Origin of the sequence: Larkinella arboricola (assembly GCF_003259745.1) — a bacterium.
Taxonomy (GTDB): Bacteria; Bacteroidota; Bacteroidia; order Cytophagales; family Spirosomataceae; genus Larkinella; species Larkinella arboricola.
This window is the reverse complement of record NZ_QLMC01000009.1, coordinates 59,070-79,176: the sequence shown is the minus strand read 5'-3', so window position 1 is coordinate 79,176 and position 20,107 is coordinate 59,070. Positions and strand designations below refer to the sequence as shown.

Sequence of the window (20,107 nt, the reverse complement as noted above, 5' to 3'; positions counted from 1 at the left end):
TCACTGACGAGCCATGAAAAAGAAATTATTTTGCTTACTGATACTGGCCGCGACGGTTTCTTCCTGCAAGGACTTCCTGGCCCTGGCGCCTGAATACCAGATCAGCGACCAGACATTCTACAAAAACCAGAACGACTTTGAAACCGCGCTCACGGGTGTCTACAGCACCTTCCGGGGACTGTTCAGCAGCAGTACCGTTCTGTACATGACGGAACTGACGACGGATAATACCGAAATCCAGTGGTCGTCGCCCTCTGTCAACGAGATGCAGATGGACCAGAACGGCGTTATCTCCACGAACAGTTTTGTTCAGGGCGTCTGGAATACCTGCCTGTATACTATCTCGCGCAGCAACGCCATCATCAACCGCATCGATGATGTCAGTTTCGACCAGGCTACCAAAGACCGCATCAAGGGCGAAGCCAAGTTTTTGCGGGCGTACAGCTATTTTTACCTCGTCCGGCTGTTTGGTAATGTACCCCTCATCAATCAGGAGTTCAGCAGCCCGGCCCAGGTCGCAGCCGCCGACCTGTCGCTGAAACCGAGCGCCCAGATTTACGAAGAAGTTCTGCGCGATCTGACCGAAGCCGAAGCCTTATTACCCGCCAATCTCAACACCGACAAGACCTGGGCATCGCGTTCAACGGTCAAGGCGTTGTTGGGCAAGGTGTACCTGACACAGAAGAATTACGATCAGGCGGCCGCCAAGCTTAAAGAGGTCATTGACGCCCGGCAGTATTCGCTGGTCCCCAATTACCAGACGCTGTTCACCAACGGGAATAACAACCTGGCCGAATCAGTTTTTGAGATTCAGTATGTCGCTGGCAGGGGTATGGGTAACAACTATTCAGCCCTGTTTACGCCGGCCATCACCAGCATGGCCATTTTCAACAATAACCTGCAAGGGTCGGGCCGGATCGTGCCGACGCTGGAAATGATCAATACCTACGAACCAGGCGACGCCCGCAAGGCGGCTTCGGTCAATGATTCGGTGCGGCTCATCAACGGCACCAAATCGTACGCCCGTCACGGGTTAAAGTTCGTGGATTTTAAAGCCATCGACCTTTCTGACGGAACCGTTACGTTCACCCAGTTCCGGTACGCCGATGTGCTGCTGATGTACGCCGAAGTCTTGAACGAACAGGGTAAAACCGCCGAGGCCCTTCCCTTTATTAATCAGGTGCGGAAACGGGCCGGTTTGCCAGACCTGGCCGGACTTTCACAGGCGGCCCTGCGGCTGGCCATCGAGAAAGAACGGCGGGTTGAGTTCCTGTTTGAAGGCCAGCGCTGGTTCGACCTGGTACGCACGGGGCGGGTGCAAACCGTCATGAACGCGCACTACGCCAGCCAGAACCTTTCGTTCAAAGTCGATGATTTCGAATTGATCTTCCCGATTCCGCAAAACGAAATTGACCTGAACCCGGCGATGGTGAAGCAAAATCCGGGATATTGATTTTAATCAGTTGTTACACAGAGTTGATCAGAGAATACCAGAGTTTATCGGAGTTTTCTCTGATTAGCTCGGATGGCCTCTGATTAACTCTGTGTAACAACTCTTTTCTCACTACTTATGCGCATACTCACCCTACTAACCGTTCTCCTGTTCGGCTTTATCCCCTCGGAAACGCCGAATCTGGACAATTCGACCTTAAAGGGCAAACCGTTCAACAGCATCAGCCTGGAGCTGTCGCTCAAGCCGTTCAAGAAGAACGACAAAGCCTATATTCAGCAGGTGGCCACCGAACTGTTTACCCAGTGGCATTCTCTGCTACGCCATACCGATACGGTTTCGGTGATGCTCTGGACCTCCGACGGTTCGGAAATTCTGGACTACAAAGGCGATCTGAAGCAACCGCTGGAATGGGCCAAGTATATGGGCAACCCGAATACGCAGCATGAGGTGGGTTCCGGCCCGAAAGAACTGTCGCTGCACGAACGCGCGTATCTGTACATCGACAACCCGCCCGCTTTCACCTACGGCGACCTGAAATTCATTATCCAGACGCTGAAAGAAACCGGGAAGAAAGTGACTGGCAAACCCGTTGTGATCGGCGCCACCTTCGATCCGGGGCCGGAGTTTGCCAAATCGGAGTTCAAGTATAAAAAACACCCAGAAATTCTCGGCGGAAACGCCATGGGACACAAGACGTTCGTAAGTTGTTATTCGACCCTCAACGCCGACAAGGATGCCTACGCCGGCTTCCCGAAAGGCATTCCGGCCAATACGCCCTTCGGCACCTTCTTCGGACGGCAGAGCCAGCATTTCCTCAAAGATCTGGGCTACGATTACATCTGGTTCAGCAACGGTTTTGGCTTCGGTGTCGAAGGGTGGTCATCAACCGGGGCGCTGTTTACCGGCAAGGCCTTTCAGCCCGAACGGCTGGCCGATATCAAAGGCAAGATTACGGAGTTCTGGAAGCTGTTCCGGAAAGAATGCCCTGATTTTCAGATTCAGACGCGGGGCACTAACCTGTCGACGGGCGCCGATCTGGCCCGCGACGGGGTTGATCTGAAGCAGATTTACAGCGGAAAATACAATATGCTGCCTCCGCCGAACTCGCCCTGGGCAGCTCTGGACGGTGATTTTGGTCTGGAAATGGTCGGTTATATGTCGCGCATGGCCGAGTTGCCCGACGAACGGTATCTGTTCCGGTATTACACCCACGATCCGTGGTGGGTCAACAGCCCGTGGCTCGACCGCTACGGACAGGAACCGCACGACATTTACCTGCCGATGGCCGTGGCCCGCATCAACGCCAAAGGTGAAGTCCGGCTGCCGACGCACCTGAGCTTTCTGACGGCAGATAACACCTACGGCGAAATGCCCGCGCAGGTGCCCGACGAAGTGACGCCCCATATTCTGAAAGCCCGCTACGATTCACCGACCGCGCCCGGCCCGCTGGTGTGGGTCTATCCGTTCGATGAATACCACAACTGGGCCACCCAACAGCCGCAGCGTTTGCCCGAAATCTACTACGGCGACTGGCTCATCCGGCAGGCCATCAACAACGGTTTTCCGCTAAATACCGTCGTCTCAACCGGTTCGTTCCAGAAAGTAATCGCCAGCAAACCGGCGTTTTTCAATGAATCCGTGCTGGTTTCCATCGTGCCCGAAGCGGGTTCGTCGCTCGAAAAGTCGCTGATTACGTTTGTGCAGAACGGCGGCAAGCTGCTCGTGTACGGTCCCGCCGACCATGCCGGACCGGCTTTCCTGAACCTGCTCAATCTCCAGAACGGCCAAGCACTGGAGGGCGAATTTCAGGTCAATTCCAGCCTGATGCTGGACAAGCTAGATAAACCGTTCCCGACCAAAATCGTGCATCAGGCGCTGTTTTCGGGAGGTGGTGTGGCTACGCAGGTGAAAAACAAAACGGAGAAAGAAACGAAAGTGCTGGCAAAAATGACGCAATCGGGTAACGAACGCGATGTGGTTTGGGTCCGGGCGCAATCCGACTGGAAAGGCGGCAAGGTGGCTTACGTCCGGGGCACCAATTCCAGCAAATTCACGGGCGGCAAACTGTTGACGCCCGACAATCCGGAAGAGCTTTTTACTGGCCCCCTGCTGCTGCGCTACGTGCTGAATGAATTTGGTATCGAATACCGGATCGACAAGCGGAATCCGTCCGTCAAAAACCCGGTTTTGACCATTTCGAAAAGCAGCAACGGGTATTTCTTTTCCGGCTATTACCCCAATACAACCCTGACGCACCGCTTTAAACTGCCGCAGGGCGCCCCTCTGCTGACAGGTTACGAAACCGAACTGGCCAACGGGTACTCGGTTTACAACCTGCCCAAAGCCTGGCACCGCGAAAGCCGCTTTTTTGTCGAGCAAGCCGACGGTATTGTATCGTGTCAGGAAATGACTTCGGGCGTACAACACATGAAGCGCTGCGTCCGGCTGACGGGCCTGAAAAACGCGACGGTTCGCATTTACCCGGACGAGGGCGTTACGGCGGAAGGGCTAAACGTCTACACGAACGTGAACTATCCCTGGAAAAAAGGTAAAACCGCCTTCAAACCCGGTGATCCGAAACTGGGCAAGCACTACGTTATTGAGAACGTTACGGGCACCCTGACTGCCTTCTGGTAGAGTCCGGCGATTCGGCCAACAGCGTGCCTCCTAACCCTTTAACCCATTATTCCAATGAAATTTGCTTCCTGCCTGCTGGGAATTGGGCTGATCGTGTCGCTGGTTTCCCTCACCAAACCGGTTTTTGAAACCCAGCCCGTCAGCTATGCAACCCTGAAAGAAAATTTCAGAAATCCGCCCAACACGGCCCGGCCCAAGGTCTACTGGTGGTGGCTGAACGGTTACGTGGATACGGTTCGGTTAAAACAGGAACTGGTGGCCATCAAAAACGCCGGACTGGGCGGGGTCGATCTGTTCGAGATTGGATTACCGCCCGCCAGCGACCCCAACCGGATCATCCCGGCTGGCCCGGCCTTCATGGGCGATACGTCCTTACGGTTGATCAACATGGCGGTTCGGGAAGCGGGCAAGCTGGGGCTGGAAGTGGGGCTAAATCTGGCCAGTAGCTGGAACGCCGGAGGAAGCTGGGTCAAACCGCAGCACGCGGCCAAAACCATTTATTTTTCGAAAATAAACCTGAAAGGAACTGGCAATCAACCGCTCCGGCTGCCATTTCCGACCATCACCCCCGATAAAAGCGGCAAACCCAGACCCATTACCTACCGCGCCGATGGTAAACCGGCTTACTACGAAGAAATAGCCGTCATTGCTCTTCCAGCTGGTCAGCGAAACGGGCTCGATACCACAAAAATCGTGAACGTTTCGGCTTATTTTGACCCCAAAACCGAGCAACTGAACTGGAAAGCCCCCGCTGGCGAGTGGGATATTTATCGGTATATCTGTTCCAATTCGGGCGAGCAACTGATTCGTCCAACGCCCAATTCGGCGGGTCCGATCATCGACCATTTCGATTCGACGGCCACGCGGATGCACGTGATGTATTTCATCGACCGGCTGAAACCGTTGCTGGGCGACTTCCGTCAATCGCCCCTGAAAAATCTGTATCTGGCCAGTTACGAAGCCAAGGAATTTACCTGGACCTCCACCCTACCGGCGGCTTTCCGGCAACTGCACGGCTATGATCTGTACAAATTTCTGCCCGCTGTTTTTAACAAAGACTGGTACCAGCCGCAAGTGGCCGAAACGTTTCAATTCGATTTCAACAAAACGTTGTCGGAATTGATGATCAATAACCACTACCGAAAAGCCAGAGAAATCTGCAACGCCCACGGGTTGCAAATCATTTCTGAATCGGGCGGGCCGGGCCACATGCACCATATTCCGGTCGAGACACTGAAGGCGCTGGGGGCGCTGGATGTTCCGCGCGGGGAGTTCTGGTATAAACGCCCATATTTTCTGGAAAACGACAAGGATAGTCTGGTCGATATGGTCTGGCTGGTGAAGGAAATTGCGGCCGGGTCGCGTATTTACAAACGAGGCATCGTGGAGGAAGAAGCTTTTACCAGTTATCAGGACTGGCAGGAAGGGCCGTTGGACCTGAAGCCTTATGCCGACCGGGCGTTTTGCGAAGGCATGAACCGGCTGGTTATTCACGGTTTTACGCACAACCCGGCCGAAATGGGCTATCCGGGCATTGCCTACTTTGCCGGTACGCATTTCAACGACCGCAATGCCTGGTGGCCGAAAGTCAAGCCGTTCAACGACTACCTGAGTCGGATTTCGGCTATTCTGCAAAAAACCGAGTTCGTGGCCGACGTGCTGCATTATTACGGCGACAACATCCCGAACCTGATTCCGCCCAAAAACACACGGTTTGCCATCGGGCCGGGCTACGACTATGAAGTAGTGAACACGGAGGTACTGATGCGCGACCTGACCGTTGAAAAGGGCGAATGGGTACTGCCGGGCGTCGGGCGCTACAAGGTGCTGAGCATCGGAACCGAAGGTCGGACCCCGCCGGAAGTCCGGGAAAAACTGGAAAAATTGGCCGCGCAGGGCGCTAAACTTGTGGATCGGAGACCCGCTTTACCGGTCTTGCAGTCCATGAATGTAGTACCCGATTTCAGCTACGCCGACCAGAAAGCCAACCCGCAACATACCCCGCTGGACTACATTCATTACCGCAGTGGCGCGGTGGATTTTTACCTGATTCGCAACACAACCAGTCAGTGGGTTACGCGCAATGGCCTGTTCCGGCAAGTGAATAAAACGCCCGAAATCTGGGACCCGGTTTCGGGAACTACCGTCCCCGTGACGGTTTACAAACAGCAGAATGGCCGTATTCAGCTGCCGGTTTCCCTGCCGCCTTACGGAGCTTATTTTGTGGTTTTCTCGAACGAAAAGGCACCCGCTCATTACGACGAAATTGTCCATTCCGGCCCTCATCCCCCGCATCTGGCGTTTACCCCCAACGGTCTGACGGTTTTACAGAACGGTACTTTTACGCTTAAAAAAGGATCGGGTTCCCAACAAATCGACAATGGGCAGCCAGCCATGACGCTCGACGGACCGTGGCAGCTCTATTTCCCGGAAGGCTGGGGCGCTCCTAAAACCGCTACGTTTCCGAAGCTGATTTCCTGGACCCAGTCCGAACAACCGGGCATCAAGTATTTTTCGGGCATGGCGACATATCAAAAAACATTCCAGTACAAATCAGCGACTAGGAACACTGAAAACCAGCGCGTTTACCTTGATCTGGGCAACTTGTCTGAAATCGGTGAAGTCTGGCTCAACAACCAGCCGCTGGGCATTGTCTGGACACCGCCGTACCGCGTCGACATCACCGATCGGGTCAAAACCGGTACCAATACCCTAAAAATAGAAGTCGCCAACACCTGGTCGAACCGACTGACGGGCGACGGCATCACCGGCGAAAAATTCACCAAAACCAACATCACGAAGGCCAACAAAAACCTGGTTCCGTGGGGTAAGCTACCGCTGATTGAATCAGGCTTACTCGGCCCCGTAACCATCCAAACCGTAAAAACCGTTCGGTAGCCTGCAAACCGTTCAATACCATGAAACGTACCGTCCTCTTTTGCTTCCTGAGCCTGCTGACACTCAACCTGAAAGCACAAAATCCGACCGATCAACTCATTCGGAACGGTTTCAAAAACCCACCTCAACAGGCCCGACCGAAAACGTACTGGTGGTGGCTGAACGGTCATGTCGATACGTTGCGGCTGAAGGAGGAACTGCGGGCGATGAAAACGGCGGGCATCGGTGGGGTCGATATTTTCGAAATCGGCGTTCCGCCCGCCAACAACCCGAACGGCATGGTAAAAGCCGGGCCGCCCTTCATGGGGCCGGAATCGCTGAAGTCCATTGAATGCGCCATTCGTGAAGCAACGCGGTTGCAGCTGGAAGTGGGGCTGAATCTGGCCAGTAGCTGGAACGCCGGAGGAAGCTGGGTTAAACCGCAGCACGCGGCCAAGTCGATTTACCGGTCAAAAATCACCGTAGACGGTTCAGGGCAGCAAGCCATCCGGCTCCCCTTTCCGGAAATTGCCACTAAAGATTCGCGCGGTCGCCCGCTTTTTATCGACCTTGGACCCAACGGCAAACCGTCCTTTTATCAGGAGATTGCCGTGGTGGCGGTTCCCGTTCAGGAAACGAACCGCCCGCTGGACACGACCCGGATTCAATCGCTGACGAACTACTTTGACCCCAAAACCGAAACGGTGACCTGGACGGTTCCGGCCGGAAAATGGGAAATTCACCGGTACGTCTGCTCGATTTCGGGCGAAGCCTTAAAACTGCCCAGTCCCAATTCCAAAGGCCCGATTATCGACCATTTCGATTCGACAGCCACGCGGGCGCATTTCATGTATTTCATCGACCGGTTGAAACCGATTTTCGGCGATTTTTCCAAAACGGCTTTGAAAACCCTGTATCTGGCGAGCTACGAAGCCACGGGATTTGTCTGGACGCCCTCGCTCCCCGCCGAGTTCCGCAAGACGGCCGGATACGCAATCGACAAATTTTTACCGGTTTTATTTGATAAAACGCTCGTAACGCCGGAACTAACGGCCCGGTTTCGGCAGGATTACAACCGGGTTTTATCCGACCTGATGATTCAGAACCATTACCGGAAAGGCCGGGAAATTGCCAACCAGTACGGTCTGCAACTGGCGTCGGAAGCGGGCGGACCGGGGCCTCCGCTGCATAACGTGCCAGTCGAGACGCTGAAGGCGCTGGGCGCGCTGGACGTGCCGCGCGGGGAGTTCTGGCACCGCTACCACTATTACGATGCCGACAGCGTGGACATTATGTGGCTGGTGAAGGAGATTGCCGCAGCCGCCCACATCTACAAACGGAAAATGATTGAGGAAGAGTCGTTTACGAGCTTTCATCACTGGCAGGAAGGCCTATTCGACCTCAAGCCCATTGCCGACCGAGCCTTTTGTGAGGGCATGAACCGGGTGGTCATCCACGGTTTTAGCCACAACCCCGACGGCCGTAAATTCCCCGGCATTGTATACGGCGCGGGAACGCATTTTAACACCCAGCAAACCTGGTGGTCAAAGGCCAAACCGTTTACCGATTATCTGGGCCGGATTTCCCATGTGCTGCAAAACACGGATTTCGTGGCCGATGTGCTGTATTACTATGGCGACAAGGTACCCAATTTTGTAGCGCCCAAAAACACCCGGTTTTCGGTCGGGCCGGGCTACGATTATGAGATTGTTAATACCGAAATTCTGCTAAATGAGCTCACCGTGAAAAACGGCAGGCTCGCCCTGTCGAACGGGGCCACGTTCAGCGTGCTGACTTTGCCCGCCGGGGAGACGCTGCCGCCCGCCGTTCTGGCCAAACTAAACGCACTGGCAAAGCAGGGAGCGGTCATCAGCGGGCCGCAATTCTCAGCCGAAACGCCATTGACTCACCTGAAAAAGCGCAACATCGGCCCTGATTTCAGCTACCCTACGTTGGGCGATTCCACGCTGGACTATGTTCATTACAAACAGCAGGATACCGATTTTTACCTGATCAGGAACACCACTAATCAGTGGTTTTCGACGAATTGTTCATTCCGGCAAACGGGTAAATCGCCGGAGCTCTGGAACCCGGTTACGGGCGAGATCGTGCCGGTTTCGATGTTCCGTCAGGACCGGCAACAATTGAGCCTGCCGCTTACGCTGCCGCCGTACGGTTCCTGTTTTGTCGTATTCAACAAAGCCAAAGCAACGCCCCGCTACAGCGGTTTTGCCCGGAACCAATCATTACCCAACTTTGAGTATACGCCCGCAGGCATCCGGTTTTTGCAGGCCGGAACCTTTAGTATGTCGGTCCCCAAAAAAAACGTTTCGGAACAACTGAAAACCGACGTCACAACGCAGGAGCTGACGGGGCCGTGGCAACTGTCTTTCCCGAAAAACGCGGGCGCACCGGCTTCGGTTACGCTGCCCAAATTGATTTCCTGGACCGAATCCGACCAGCCCGGCATCAAGTATTTTTCGGGCATTGGCACGTACGAAAAAACATTCCGGTTTTCGGCGGCTTCTGATTCTCGTCGTACTAACCGTATTTTCTTAGATTTAGGAAAATTGTCGGAGGTAGCCGATGTCTGGCTGAACGGTCAGCACCTGGGCATCCTCTGGGCTGAACCGTACCGGATTGACATTACCGATTTTGTCAAAACCGGCGAAAACAAGCTAAAAGTGGAAATTGCCAACACCTGGTCGAACCGGCTGACGGGCGATGCCCTTACCGGCGAACAGTTCACCTCGACCAATATCGCTATCGGTTACAAAGGCACACCCTGGAAGCAGGTGTCGCTGATTGAGTCGGGATTACTCGGCCCCGTAACCATTCAAACGATTAAACAAACGAAGTAAAATGCGCCTGTTTTTCAACTGTCTTTTTGTTTTCCTGCTGGGCGTTGCAGCAACCGCCAACGCCCAGCCACCAGCCATTGCCAATCCGGATACGTACCTGTCCGACCTGAAAAAAGAGCTGGATGTTCAATGGCCCAAAAACCGCACGATCAATCTGGTTTTCCACGGGCATTCGGTACCCGCTGGCTATTGGCATAACCACGAGGTCCACACGCTGGAATCGTACCCGAACCTGGTGCTGGCCGAACTCAAAAAGCAGTATCCGTATGCGGTTATCAACGTGATTGTGACGGCCATTGGTGGAGAAAACTCGATCAAAGGGCAGGAACGGTTTGAGCGCGATGTGCTCGTCCACAAACCGGATGTGCTGTTTATCGACTACGCCCTCAACGACCGGGGGGCCGGGCTGGAAAAAGCAAAAGAAGCCTGGGAGAAAATGATTCAGTCGGCGCTTGCCAGAAACATCAAAATCATTCTGCTAACCCCGTCGCCCGACCAGCGGGTGGATATTCTGGCCCCCGGCAATCCGCTGGAACAGCACACCAGCCAGATTGTCAAACTGGCCGAAACGCACCAGCTCGGGCTGATGGATTCGTACGCGCAGTTTAAAACCGTAACTGCAAAAGGGGATCTGGTCAAGTATATGTCGCACGTGAATCACCCGAATCTGGCGGGGCACCAGCTTATTGCGGGTGAGCTGCTGAAATGGTTCAGGAAGTAATCGGCTTCGTCGAACGGTATTCGTGAGCAGGATTGGCAATGACGGCAAATTTATATTTGTCGCCGTGGTAATACGAGCGCTCAATTTCGACCACTTTCTCGCCCGTGCAAACAACGGCGCTATCCAGCACGAAAGCCGGAGTTGGTTTCGCAATCTCGAAGTTGTTCGTGTTGGGCTCCATGATGGTGACACTCAGCGTTTGCTGTACCTCTTCGATTTTCAGATGATATATGTCTTCGTACACCTTAAAATACGAAACTTCGGTCGGGATTTTGTTGATTTTTGGGCACAGGGTCAATGAAATGTATTTGACTTCATCCTTAATCAGCAGATCATCGGCATACCGGAGCTGGTGCAGCTTCATGACCGGGCCGTCGATGATGAAATGCCGCCCGTTTATTTCCGACGAAATGCCGTCATCCAGAATCATCTTTTCCAGCACGATATTTTTAGGCGTAAATCCTTCCGCAATCAGGCTGTCGTGGAAGCCCCGCCGGGTGGCATAAATCGATCCTAACGTTCGCAGCAGATGGTGGTCATCCGTCCGATTCAGAACATACGTTCCCTTTCCCTTTATTCGACGCGCCCAGCCTTTTGATTCAATTTCAAGTAGTGCTTTTCGGGCGGTTGTATTGCTGATCGAATACGACTTGATAAGTTCATTCTCCGAAGGAATCTGGTCCCCTGGCAACAATTCGCCGGCTTTAATTTTTTCGATGATGCTGTCGCTGATGGCAATGAACTTAGGCTTCATTGTTAGAAAGTAATCCGTGGTTCCCCTGAGAAAACCCGTTTAAGAAAAAAATCAGGTGTACACCCAGCTGCGTTTAAGCAAATGATACGGTAAGTACGACCAGATCGGAAGTGATTATTCACCTCTGGAAAAGCCTGTAAAGATATACATTCGTAGTCGAAACTTGGTACATAATCAAGTTATCTAACATTGTCGTTAACCGCGTGCAGAGCGTAAAACCAGCAGATTGGTGTGCTGACCCAAACCCTTTACAATCCCGATTTCCTAGGTTCCTATCGAAACAGAAAACGTAGCCAATCCTCGAAAAACGGTCTCTATATCTTTACTTTCCTGAAAGTTACAAGCTCTTATAAGTAAGGCCCAGGTAAACAATTGACGAAGGATACCATTTATCAACCCGTGATTAAATTGTACTCTTCTCAGCCTAGTGGTATAACTACAGTGGCTGGTGCAAAACGCTTTAGAAAAACCGTCTTAGAAAGCTATTTTATACCGTCTCGACTTTTAGCGTCTGGTTGGTTATGGCCAATACTGCCAAACAGGAATTGTTACCAGTTGATTTCCTGGCGTTGCGCCTTGTCTCCAGCAGTACTGGATTAAGATACCGACGTTTTGGCACCACCACGAAACGCTTTGAAGAGGGCCATCATGCCGGCAAGAACCAACCCCACCACTAAACCAACCCCCAGTTCTTTGACCCAATCCGGAAGGGCAGGAAACAAGTGGTGCAGGTACTCGATGTTATGCACAAAGATGCCGCCTGCCACCAGCAACAGGGCTAAGGTCCCTACCACGTTTAAGATTCGGATAACCACCGGCAGGGCGCCCACCAGCCCACGGCCCAAGCTGGCCAGCCACCCGTTCGAATTCGAGCGTTTGATCAGCTTATAGCCCGCATCATCCATTCTCACAATCAGCGCCACCAGACCATACACGCCCACTGTGGCCAGAAAAGCCACCGCCGACACCGTTGCGATCTGGATTAGGGTATCTTCGGCGGCCACCGTTCCCAGGGCAATGATGACAATTTCTATCGAAAGGATAAAGTCAGTGGTGATGGCGGATTTAACCTTGGCCTTTTCAGCATCGACAGCGGGTTTCTGCTCTCTACTTTCTACGCTGACCTGTTGGTTGTTCTTGTGGGCTTTATGCAGGAAGTATTCGATGATTTTTTCGGCCCCTTCGTAGGCCAGGTAGCACCCGCCCAGTAGCAGAATGAAGGTGATCGCGGCCGGAAAGAATCCATTCAGCAGCAGGGCAATGGGCACAATGATCAGTTTGTTGATTAATGACCCTTTGGTGATTGCCCACAGGATTGGCAATTCCCGTTCAGCCAGAAATCCCGTAGCCTTTTCGGCGTTGACCGCCAGATCATCCCCTAATATCCCGGCGGTTTTGCGGGTGGCTACTTTCGTGGCCAGGGCCATATCATCCATTAACGCAGCTATATCATCCAAGAGTGCGAAAAAACCCGATGCCATTCTTATTTACTTTGAAAAATGAATACCTTACTATTTATTTGGGCAGTAAGATAAAGAGAATAGACTAGAAAGTACGGCATACCCATGATTTCTGATTATGGTGTGCTTATCACAACGTTTTCCCTGCGTCAGTTTGTCCAATCAAGCCCTGATTTCTAGAACAGTTAGCTACACTGTTACCAAACAATAAATTAAGCCCGGTGATTGAACCCGGAAATGGCAAAATACCGAACTTATTCTTTCTTTTCGGACGTCCTCGAAAGGGCTCCTTGTTTCTACCAATAGGCGGGGCATGGCGATGTTGTTTCGTCCGGATGCTTCTCAGGTGAGTTGTTCGATCAATAAAACGGCTATAAACCATGCATTTTGCCCCCTTAAAAACACTGTCAGTAGCGGCCTTGGTGGGCCTTACCCTAAGCTGTGGAAAGAAGACCCCCATCGTCGATCCTGTGACGCCTGCCCCTGAGCCGCCTTCCGTTTTTGAACCCGTGCAAAAATCCGAGATCGACGTTCGGCTCCTGCGCGTCACGCCCTATTTCAACCGTTTCCTGAATGGTTCGACCACCTACATCTCTGAATTTACCCCGGAAGATTGGCTGACACAGCCGGTTCAAACGCCCGAATACGGTCGTCTATTGCCTAAGGGAACCTCCATCAAGATGATTGCTATGGGCGGTGGCATAACCGCCGGGGCGCAGAACGGAGGTCTTTACCGGGATGGGCAGCTAACGGCTTACCCCAACCTAGTGGCACGCCAGTTGGGCATGGCCGACTTCACAACCCCGGCCTTTGACCAAAAGCACGAAAACGGGACAGGCTTTGACCTGCGCGGAAAAGGTGATGTCCTTTCCTTGCTTCGGGTAAATAATGCATTGGGGACAATACAGGAAGAAAAAGACGGGCAACCTCCAGTCTTTCAACCTTATACGGGCAAGGTAGACAACTTTGCCTTCCCGTGGCTAAGCCCGGACAACACTGGATTAAACTGGGACCCCTCTTTCATTGGTAAAATTGATAATGGCAACGGCGTTTCCTGGCCGATGGCATTGCCTTATGTGAGACGTTTCGTTCCAGAGAACGAGTTTAAAAATGGTACGTTATACGACTACATCCAAACCAATCACGCCTACAACTTCTTCATCCTGGAGGATCGGAACGAAGTCTTCCTGAACGCCATTCGGCGTCAAGGCAGTCGAAAGATCGGCATGAGTGATTTGATCGGCGACCTGCAAAGCGGAGCCGACAATACACGAAGTGCGCTTGAAAAGCTTGCTTCTAAGGGCCAAAAGGGGATAATCTTTACCATACCTTACTATAAGGATTTGGGAATAGGCAGTTGGCCTCACCCAACGCTCAGTGCGGATGAGATCGGGGTTTATGACGCTGCTGTCTCTTACACCAATAAAAGGGTTCGAGAGTGGGCAGCTAGTTACGATCTGGCCGTAGTAGATCTGAATGCCTTGTATCACCAGATTCAGCAGGGCGGCTATAAGACCTCGCAGGGGATGGTCATCCACGGTGGACTGGAAGGCAATTTCTTTTCCTCCGACGGTATTTATCCCTCCGTTCTGGGACAAGCCATCATTGCCAATGAGGTATGCCGAGCCATTAATGATCACTACCAGGCCAAGATTCCTTTGCTTGACATTAACCAATACGTATCGACTATCGGCTATTCCGACAAGTAGTACTTTACGATGAGCAGTTTTAAGTACAACTTTGGCTGCCGTTACTCAAAACGTTTTAGGCCATACGGTAGGCTTTTTATTAATAATGAGGGGATGCAAATGACAGTCGGAAGTTGATATAACTACAAAAACCTTTCAATAACCTAACAGACTTGACAGCCGCTGAGCTGCCCTAGAGAAGTAGTTTAGTTTTCACGGTCATAGTTTACCGAAAACTTGCCATTGCGAACGCGAACGGTATGCTCCTTTAAAGGGCCAGAACCATGGCTAACCAGCTGCATTTGGCCCGAAAAGCTTCCTTCAATAGAGGTGGGCGTCAGTTTGGTGATGGTTAAGCTAAAAGCATCCCGAGCCTGTGCCATAAACGAGCAGAGGTTTATGTTAGGGCAGCTAGAATCCGGTATCGGCCGGATCTTGACATCCTTCCAGGACACATTGTAATCGATCGAATCGCGGGCAAAGTCAAAGGTATAGGGAAGGCGAAGATGATCAATAGCGGCCGGAATGTAAATAATCCATTGAGCATTCCCGTTTCCGAAGGCATATAATCGCAGTACTTTATAGGCAACAAAATACCGGTTCACTATATTAACACCAGAAGAGTGCGCCGTAGCGCTGGCATCATAACTAGCGACTTTACCCTCCACTTTAGCACCGATAAAAGCCCCTTTTCGGGTAACGTTGTCGCGTTCACAACTCAGAAGCAGCGCCACAACCCCTATTAACCTGGGAAGTACCTGGCTGGAAACGGTAATCCTACAAAATGAGAATTTTATCATTGCAGTAGCACGACTTTGGTTGAGCAGTGGGTACTTAGAAGAGTATACCATTGAAAGCAGTCCGCTCAACGGCTACCCCATTATACATAGAGTCGCCAGGGCGCTGGAGCCGGGCCATTTTCTTAAATGCTTCGTCGAACACCGGCTTTTTTTCATAACTAAATTCAGATTTGCCTTCCAACCTACTCAAAAATAATCTCCCGTCAAAGGCAGCAGGTCCCGCATAAGCTTCCTATAGGATTAGCACAATGCTCATCAACATTGAATCAGGGTTTCCAGCTCAATGTATGCCTCTGTTTAATTGCCAAAATGTCCCAAAATTAAAGAAGGTTGCCCCAAAACTGAAAGGCTAACTAAAGGAGATTATCGAGATTTACTCTTGCTGAGTCGCTCAGTAAGAGCGCTTTACAGCTACATCTATTATTAATTACACTTACCATATACTCTATTATGATGACTTTATTTACTTCTACGCGTATTTGGGAGAAATCGCGCTCTTGCAGGAAGCCGGACAACCGTTCGGTGCAATTCCGTTTTCGTTGGCTGATGGCCTGTCTGCTGCTTATTGGCTTGATTACTAGTGATTCTGTGCCTGTCTATGGTCAGTGCTTCGGGGTTTCCAATGCCCCTTCTCCTTCTTTCTCACCTTCGGCAGGGGGCTTTCCCAATGATTTGGGCACTGCCGATTTCAACGGCGATGGCCTAACCGATCTGGCTATAGTCGGTGCGGGCAGTGGTACCATTCTGATTCGTATGGGAACAGGCAACGGTGGTTTCAGTCCCGCCACTTTCTATAAGGTAGGGGAAGGCGTTATGGAGATGATAGTTGGTGATTTTAACGCCGATGGCAAACCCGACATTGCGGCAAAAGATGCTGTAAACCCCAAAATTGTGGTCTTTCTTAACCAGGGTGACGGTAGTTTAAGCACTCCCCAGCCTTATCCAATCAACGCCCCTGCGTACGGATTAGCAGGAATGGCTGCCGGTGACCTCAACGGCGACGGAAAACCCGAACTGCTGGTGGCAGTGGGCGTCAATGAGACCAGTACCGGAAGCCTCGCCGTCCTGGAGAATACGGGCAATGGCACGTTTACTACCTCAACCCTATCAGTGGGTGATGGTCCTATCATACCCAAAGTAGCCGACCTGAATGGAGACGGGAAGTCGGATCTGGCGGTGGTTACCTATACTGAAGCGGCTCAGAAAGTGGTCGTTCTGATGGGTACTGGCACAGGAACTTTTACGCCCTCAGCCAGTTACGCCCTAAACGGCCTGCCTGCCTCGATCGAAATAGCCGATTTTAATGGCGACGGTAAACCAGACCTTGCGGTTACGGATAGGCAAATAGGTGAAAATCCGAAAGGGCAGGTCGAGGTGTTTCTCAATACCGGAAGCGGCAACATGGGCACCTCAGCGATTTTCACGATCGGCAATCTGCCCTGGCGATCCACTATTGCCGACCTCAACGCCGATGGCCGGCCTGACCTGGTGGCATCCACATCCACCAGTCCGTTCGAAGGTGATCTTGCCGTCCTCTTAAACAATGGGGCGGGTGGTTTTAATGCCCCCGTTAGTTACCCCGCAGGGAGAACGCCGATCGGAATTACGGCAGGTGATTTTAATAATGATGGGAAACCCGATCTGGCATCCGGGGATTATAATGGCAATAAGGTAGTGATCCTGCTTAATTCCGGGAATGGCCTTTTTTCATCCCCTCCGGCTGGAAATACTCCTTTCTGGCTGGCTAGTGCCGACCTGAACGGGGATGGTAAACCCGATCTGGCGACGGCTAATATAACAGCCAATAGTGTGTCGGTACAGTTCGGCACCGATAACGGCAACTTTGGCCCGGCTACGACCTACCCTGTTGCCAGTGTACCCAACACGGTGGCTGCTGGCGACCTGAATGGCGACGGCAAACCGGATCTGGTCCTGACCAGTGAGACGACCAATGCCGTTTCAATACTCCTCAATTCCGGCCAGGGTACGTTTCCTTCGGCCACCACGCTTGCCGTTGGCGTAATCCCGTCCTCACTGGCCATTGGCGACATCACGGGCGATGGAAAAGCGGATGTAGCCGTAACCAGTTTCAGCGACAGTCTGCTTACAATTTATCCCGGTACGGGCAGCGGAACGTTTGGCACTTCGCTGACACTAACGGTGGGACAACAGCCTCAGTCAGTCGATCTGGGCGATTTCAACGGCGATGGGCTACTGGATATAGCCGTGGCCAATGCCAACAGCTTTAGCTTCAGCGGCCAGGTATCGGTAATCCTTTCTACAGGCAATGGTACATTTGCCAAACCGGTTTCGTACGAAACCGGCCCTGCCTCTGTCGCTTTAATCAGCAGCGACCTGAATGGGGATGGCAAACCCGATCTGGCTGTTGTGAACCTATTGGGTACGGTTTCGATTCTTCTCAATACCGGAAACGGTAGTTTTGCGCCCGCCCGCAATATCGACGTAAACAGCCGCCCGTTTGCCCTTGCCGCTGGCGATCTCAACGGCGATGGTCTGATGGATCTGGCCGTAACCAACCAGTTCGGCAATGCGGTTTCAGTACTGCAGAACACGGGAGCCGGTACCTTTGCGCCCCCCGTCGATTTTGCAACCGGAGAGTCTCCGACAGCAGTGGTCATTCAGGACGTAAACAAGGACGGCAGAGCGGATATCATTGTGTCCAACTCGGGCAGTGACAATCTTACCCTTTTATTAAATACGGGGATTAAGTTTGCCACGCAGCCTTCAGGTGGCTATTCCGTTAATCCGGGCAGTGCGGTGCCGATTACCGTCCGTGTTACGGGCCCGGCTAATGGTTATCAATGGTATAAAGATGGGCAGATTGTTGCCGGTCAGACCGAACCCACCCTGCTGCTGAGAAACATCCAACCCGGTGATGCCGGCCGGTATTGGGTAACCGTAGTCAGTTCATGCGGGAGCCTGACCAGTACGGCATTTAACCTGTCGGTCAATACGGGGTCAACCGGCACTCCGCTGACGTTCCTGCCTCCGGTCTATAACTGCGCAACCGGTGAGATTACCTTCAATACCACGGGCGGCAATGGCGGAGAAATTACATTCGTAGCGCCCGGTGTTCAGCGGTCATCCCTCAGCAATCCTACGGGCATGGTGGAAGCCGAGTTGCGAGCCGATCCCAAACCGCTGACGATAACCGCTACGCAAGGGGGATACACCATTCATACCACGTTTAATTTTGCAGCTTCCTGTACCTCCGATACCGTCCCTACGCAGCCCGTCACCGATACGACCCATTGCGGCAGCCCTGCCCATACCCTTGGGCAACCTTTGCGAATCATTGGCGTGACGGATGTGAACTGTTCAACCGGCTCCTTCCGTATTCTAACTGAAGGAGGAAACGGCTGGCCAATCGACTATAGTAATATCATTGGCCTGAACAATCAGAATCCGACTAGTTGCCTGCGGTTCCTGGATAGTCAGGGTCTATTGGCCGATGTGACCAATCCCGGCTCGGACAAAGGAAACTTTACCCTACGTGTTTCCCAAAACGGGGTCATGAGCGGTTCGTTTAGTTTTAACATGAAACAGTACTGTACAGGAGCCGCCCGGCTGGCGATTGATGAATTTGCGGGCCTGGAAGTAACGGTATTGGATAATCCGGTGAGCACCGATCGGGTAAAAGTATCCATCCGGGGTGTAGGACAACAACCGGTTACGGTACAGGTAGCGTCGGCGGCAGGAGCAACCCTGAGCGGCCAAACCATCGAACCATCGCCGAATCGGCCTGGCGATGCCATACAGACCTGGGTTCGGTTAGGCTCATCGGCCGGAATTTATGTACTCCGGGTTAGCACGCTCAATCAGCGAAAAACGGTAAAGGTGCTAAAACTATGATGGCGCGATCCGGGCCGTGAATCTACGAGGATTGATGAATCAATAGTCTTGACCGCTTCGATGGTGGTCAAGACTATTGTCTGTCTGATGGCTGGCAAAACAGTCTTCGCTAGTTTTCACTGAAACCTTATTTATGGTTTCGGAACGGCATGGTTAGCTGGTGCCAAAGTGAGGTGGAGACTTCGCGGGGATATTCGTGCAGGCCATACTGAATCGATTCAATGTCGTCCGGGTAGTGAAATGTACCAAACAGCCGGTCCCAAACCGAAAAGATATCAGCGTAATTCGAGTCGGTCTGGGGCTGATAGGCTGAGTGGTGTACCTTATGCACATTGGGCGTGCTGAAAACATAACTCAACGCTTTATCCAGGCGGTAAGGCAACCTGATGTTGGCGTGTTGGATAATGGTGAAGCCTGTAAATACCAGTAAATAAGCGGATAAAGCCAGCAGCGAATACCCCAAAAGAAAGGCGGCTGCCACCTGGTAAGGAACCGTCAGCAGAAGCTCACCCGGATGCACCCGTTGCGCCGAACTGGCATCCAGATCAGTATCGGCATGATGAACGCGGTGAAAACGCCAGAAGAAGCCGTTTCGGTGGCGGAAACGATGGGCCCAGTACTCCAGAAAGTCGAAGAGGGCTACGCCTAAAAAAGCGTCCAAAACCGGAGGGAGTTGTTTCATCGAAGCCGGAAAAGGCAGCCAGCGCAGCAAACCAAACTGATGCTGGTCGGCCCAGGTGATCGCCCAAACGACGCCGGAAGCCAGCAAAAAGTTGGAGAACATGGCCACAACCAGCATACCCAGATTGTTCAGAATATGCCACCCTCGGCGTTTTCGCTCCCGGAATAAGGGAAAAAACGTTTCCAGAAGGAAACAAAGAGCCAGTAAGCCAATGAGCAGGTAAAGTCCTAATTGATCCAGATGTTCGGGTGTCATAGCCTGGGTAAAAGGATAAGGTTTAAGAGCATAAACTGTTGGCAAG

The 20,107-nt window shown here is 52.4% G+C and carries 11 protein-coding genes; 7 read left to right on the top strand and 4 right to left on the bottom strand.

Annotated features, from left to right (window positions below; genetic code table 11):
- The first annotated feature begins 13 nt into the window (after positions 1–13).
- The 5 genes from LX87_RS26430 (at position 14) to LX87_RS26410 (ending at position 10,549) form a co-directional block, all read left to right on the top strand.
- Positions 14–1,453, top strand: coding sequence for a RagB/SusD family nutrient uptake outer membrane protein (locus LX87_RS26430; protein ID WP_111631324.1), 1,440 nt, complete (start codon positions 14–16; stop codon positions 1,451–1,453).
- A 117-nt stretch (positions 1,454–1,570) separates the two neighbouring features.
- Positions 1,571–4,090 (top strand): hypothetical protein, encoded by a 2,520-nt coding sequence (locus tag LX87_RS26425; protein ID WP_111631323.1) that lies wholly within the window; start codon positions 1,571–1,573, stop codon positions 4,088–4,090.
- A 54-nt stretch (positions 4,091–4,144) separates the two neighbouring features.
- The gene (locus tag LX87_RS26420) at positions 4,145–6,988 is read left to right on the top strand and encodes a glycosyl hydrolase (protein ID WP_111631322.1); all 2,844 of its coding nucleotides are present in this window, start codon (positions 4,145–4,147) and stop codon (positions 6,986–6,988) included.
- Positions 6,989–7,008: 20 nt separating this feature from the next.
- Positions 7,009–9,828 (top strand): glycosyl hydrolase, encoded by a 2,820-nt coding sequence (locus tag LX87_RS26415; protein ID WP_111631321.1) that lies wholly within the window; start codon positions 7,009–7,011, stop codon positions 9,826–9,828.
- Position 9,829: 1 nt separating this feature from the next.
- A complete protein-coding gene (locus LX87_RS26410; RefSeq protein WP_111631320.1) occupies positions 9,830–10,549 on the top strand; it encodes an SGNH/GDSL hydrolase family protein in 720 nt (239 codons plus the stop codon).
- Here LX87_RS26410 and LX87_RS26405 read toward each other — a convergent pair.
- Both LX87_RS26405 and LX87_RS26400 read right to left on the bottom strand, forming a co-directional pair.
- Positions 10,539–11,303, bottom strand: a complete 765-nt coding sequence (locus LX87_RS26405) for a GntR family transcriptional regulator (RefSeq protein ID WP_111631319.1) — start codon at positions 11,301–11,303, stop codon at positions 10,539–10,541. The genes LX87_RS26410 and LX87_RS26405 overlap by 11 nt on opposite strands.
- Before the next feature lie 596 nt (positions 11,304–11,899).
- Positions 11,900–12,784 carry a DUF808 domain-containing protein gene (locus LX87_RS26400; RefSeq protein WP_111631318.1) on the bottom strand — a complete coding sequence of 295 codons (885 nt, stop codon included), beginning with the start codon at positions 12,782–12,784 and terminating at the stop codon, positions 11,900–11,902.
- Between the two features lie 359 nt (positions 12,785–13,143).
- On the opposite strand from LX87_RS26400, the gene LX87_RS26395 reads away from it, so the two are divergent.
- A complete protein-coding gene (locus tag LX87_RS26395) occupies positions 13,144–14,472 on the top strand; it encodes an SGNH/GDSL hydrolase family protein (protein WP_111631317.1) in 1,329 nt (442 codons plus the stop codon).
- Positions 14,473–14,657: 185 nt separating this feature from the next.
- On the opposite strand, the gene LX87_RS26390 is transcribed toward LX87_RS26395, so the two are convergent.
- Complete coding sequence (locus LX87_RS26390; RefSeq protein WP_111631316.1) at positions 14,658–15,185, bottom strand: hypothetical protein; 528 nt, start codon at positions 15,183–15,185, stop codon at positions 14,658–14,660.
- Positions 15,186–15,773: 588 nt separating this feature from the next.
- Here LX87_RS26390 and LX87_RS26385 point away from each other — a divergent pair.
- Positions 15,774–19,124 carry an FG-GAP-like repeat-containing protein gene (locus LX87_RS26385; protein ID WP_170139472.1) on the top strand — a complete coding sequence of 1,117 codons (3,351 nt, stop codon included), beginning with the start codon at positions 15,774–15,776 and terminating at the stop codon, positions 19,122–19,124.
- Positions 19,125–19,251: 127 nt separating this feature from the next.
- On the opposite strand, the gene LX87_RS26380 is transcribed toward LX87_RS26385, so the two are convergent.
- The gene (locus tag LX87_RS26380) at positions 19,252–20,061 is read right to left on the bottom strand and encodes a sterol desaturase family protein (protein ID WP_111631314.1); all 810 of its coding nucleotides are present in this window, start codon (positions 20,059–20,061) and stop codon (positions 19,252–19,254) included.
- Between the last annotated feature and the right edge of the window lie 46 nt (positions 20,062–20,107).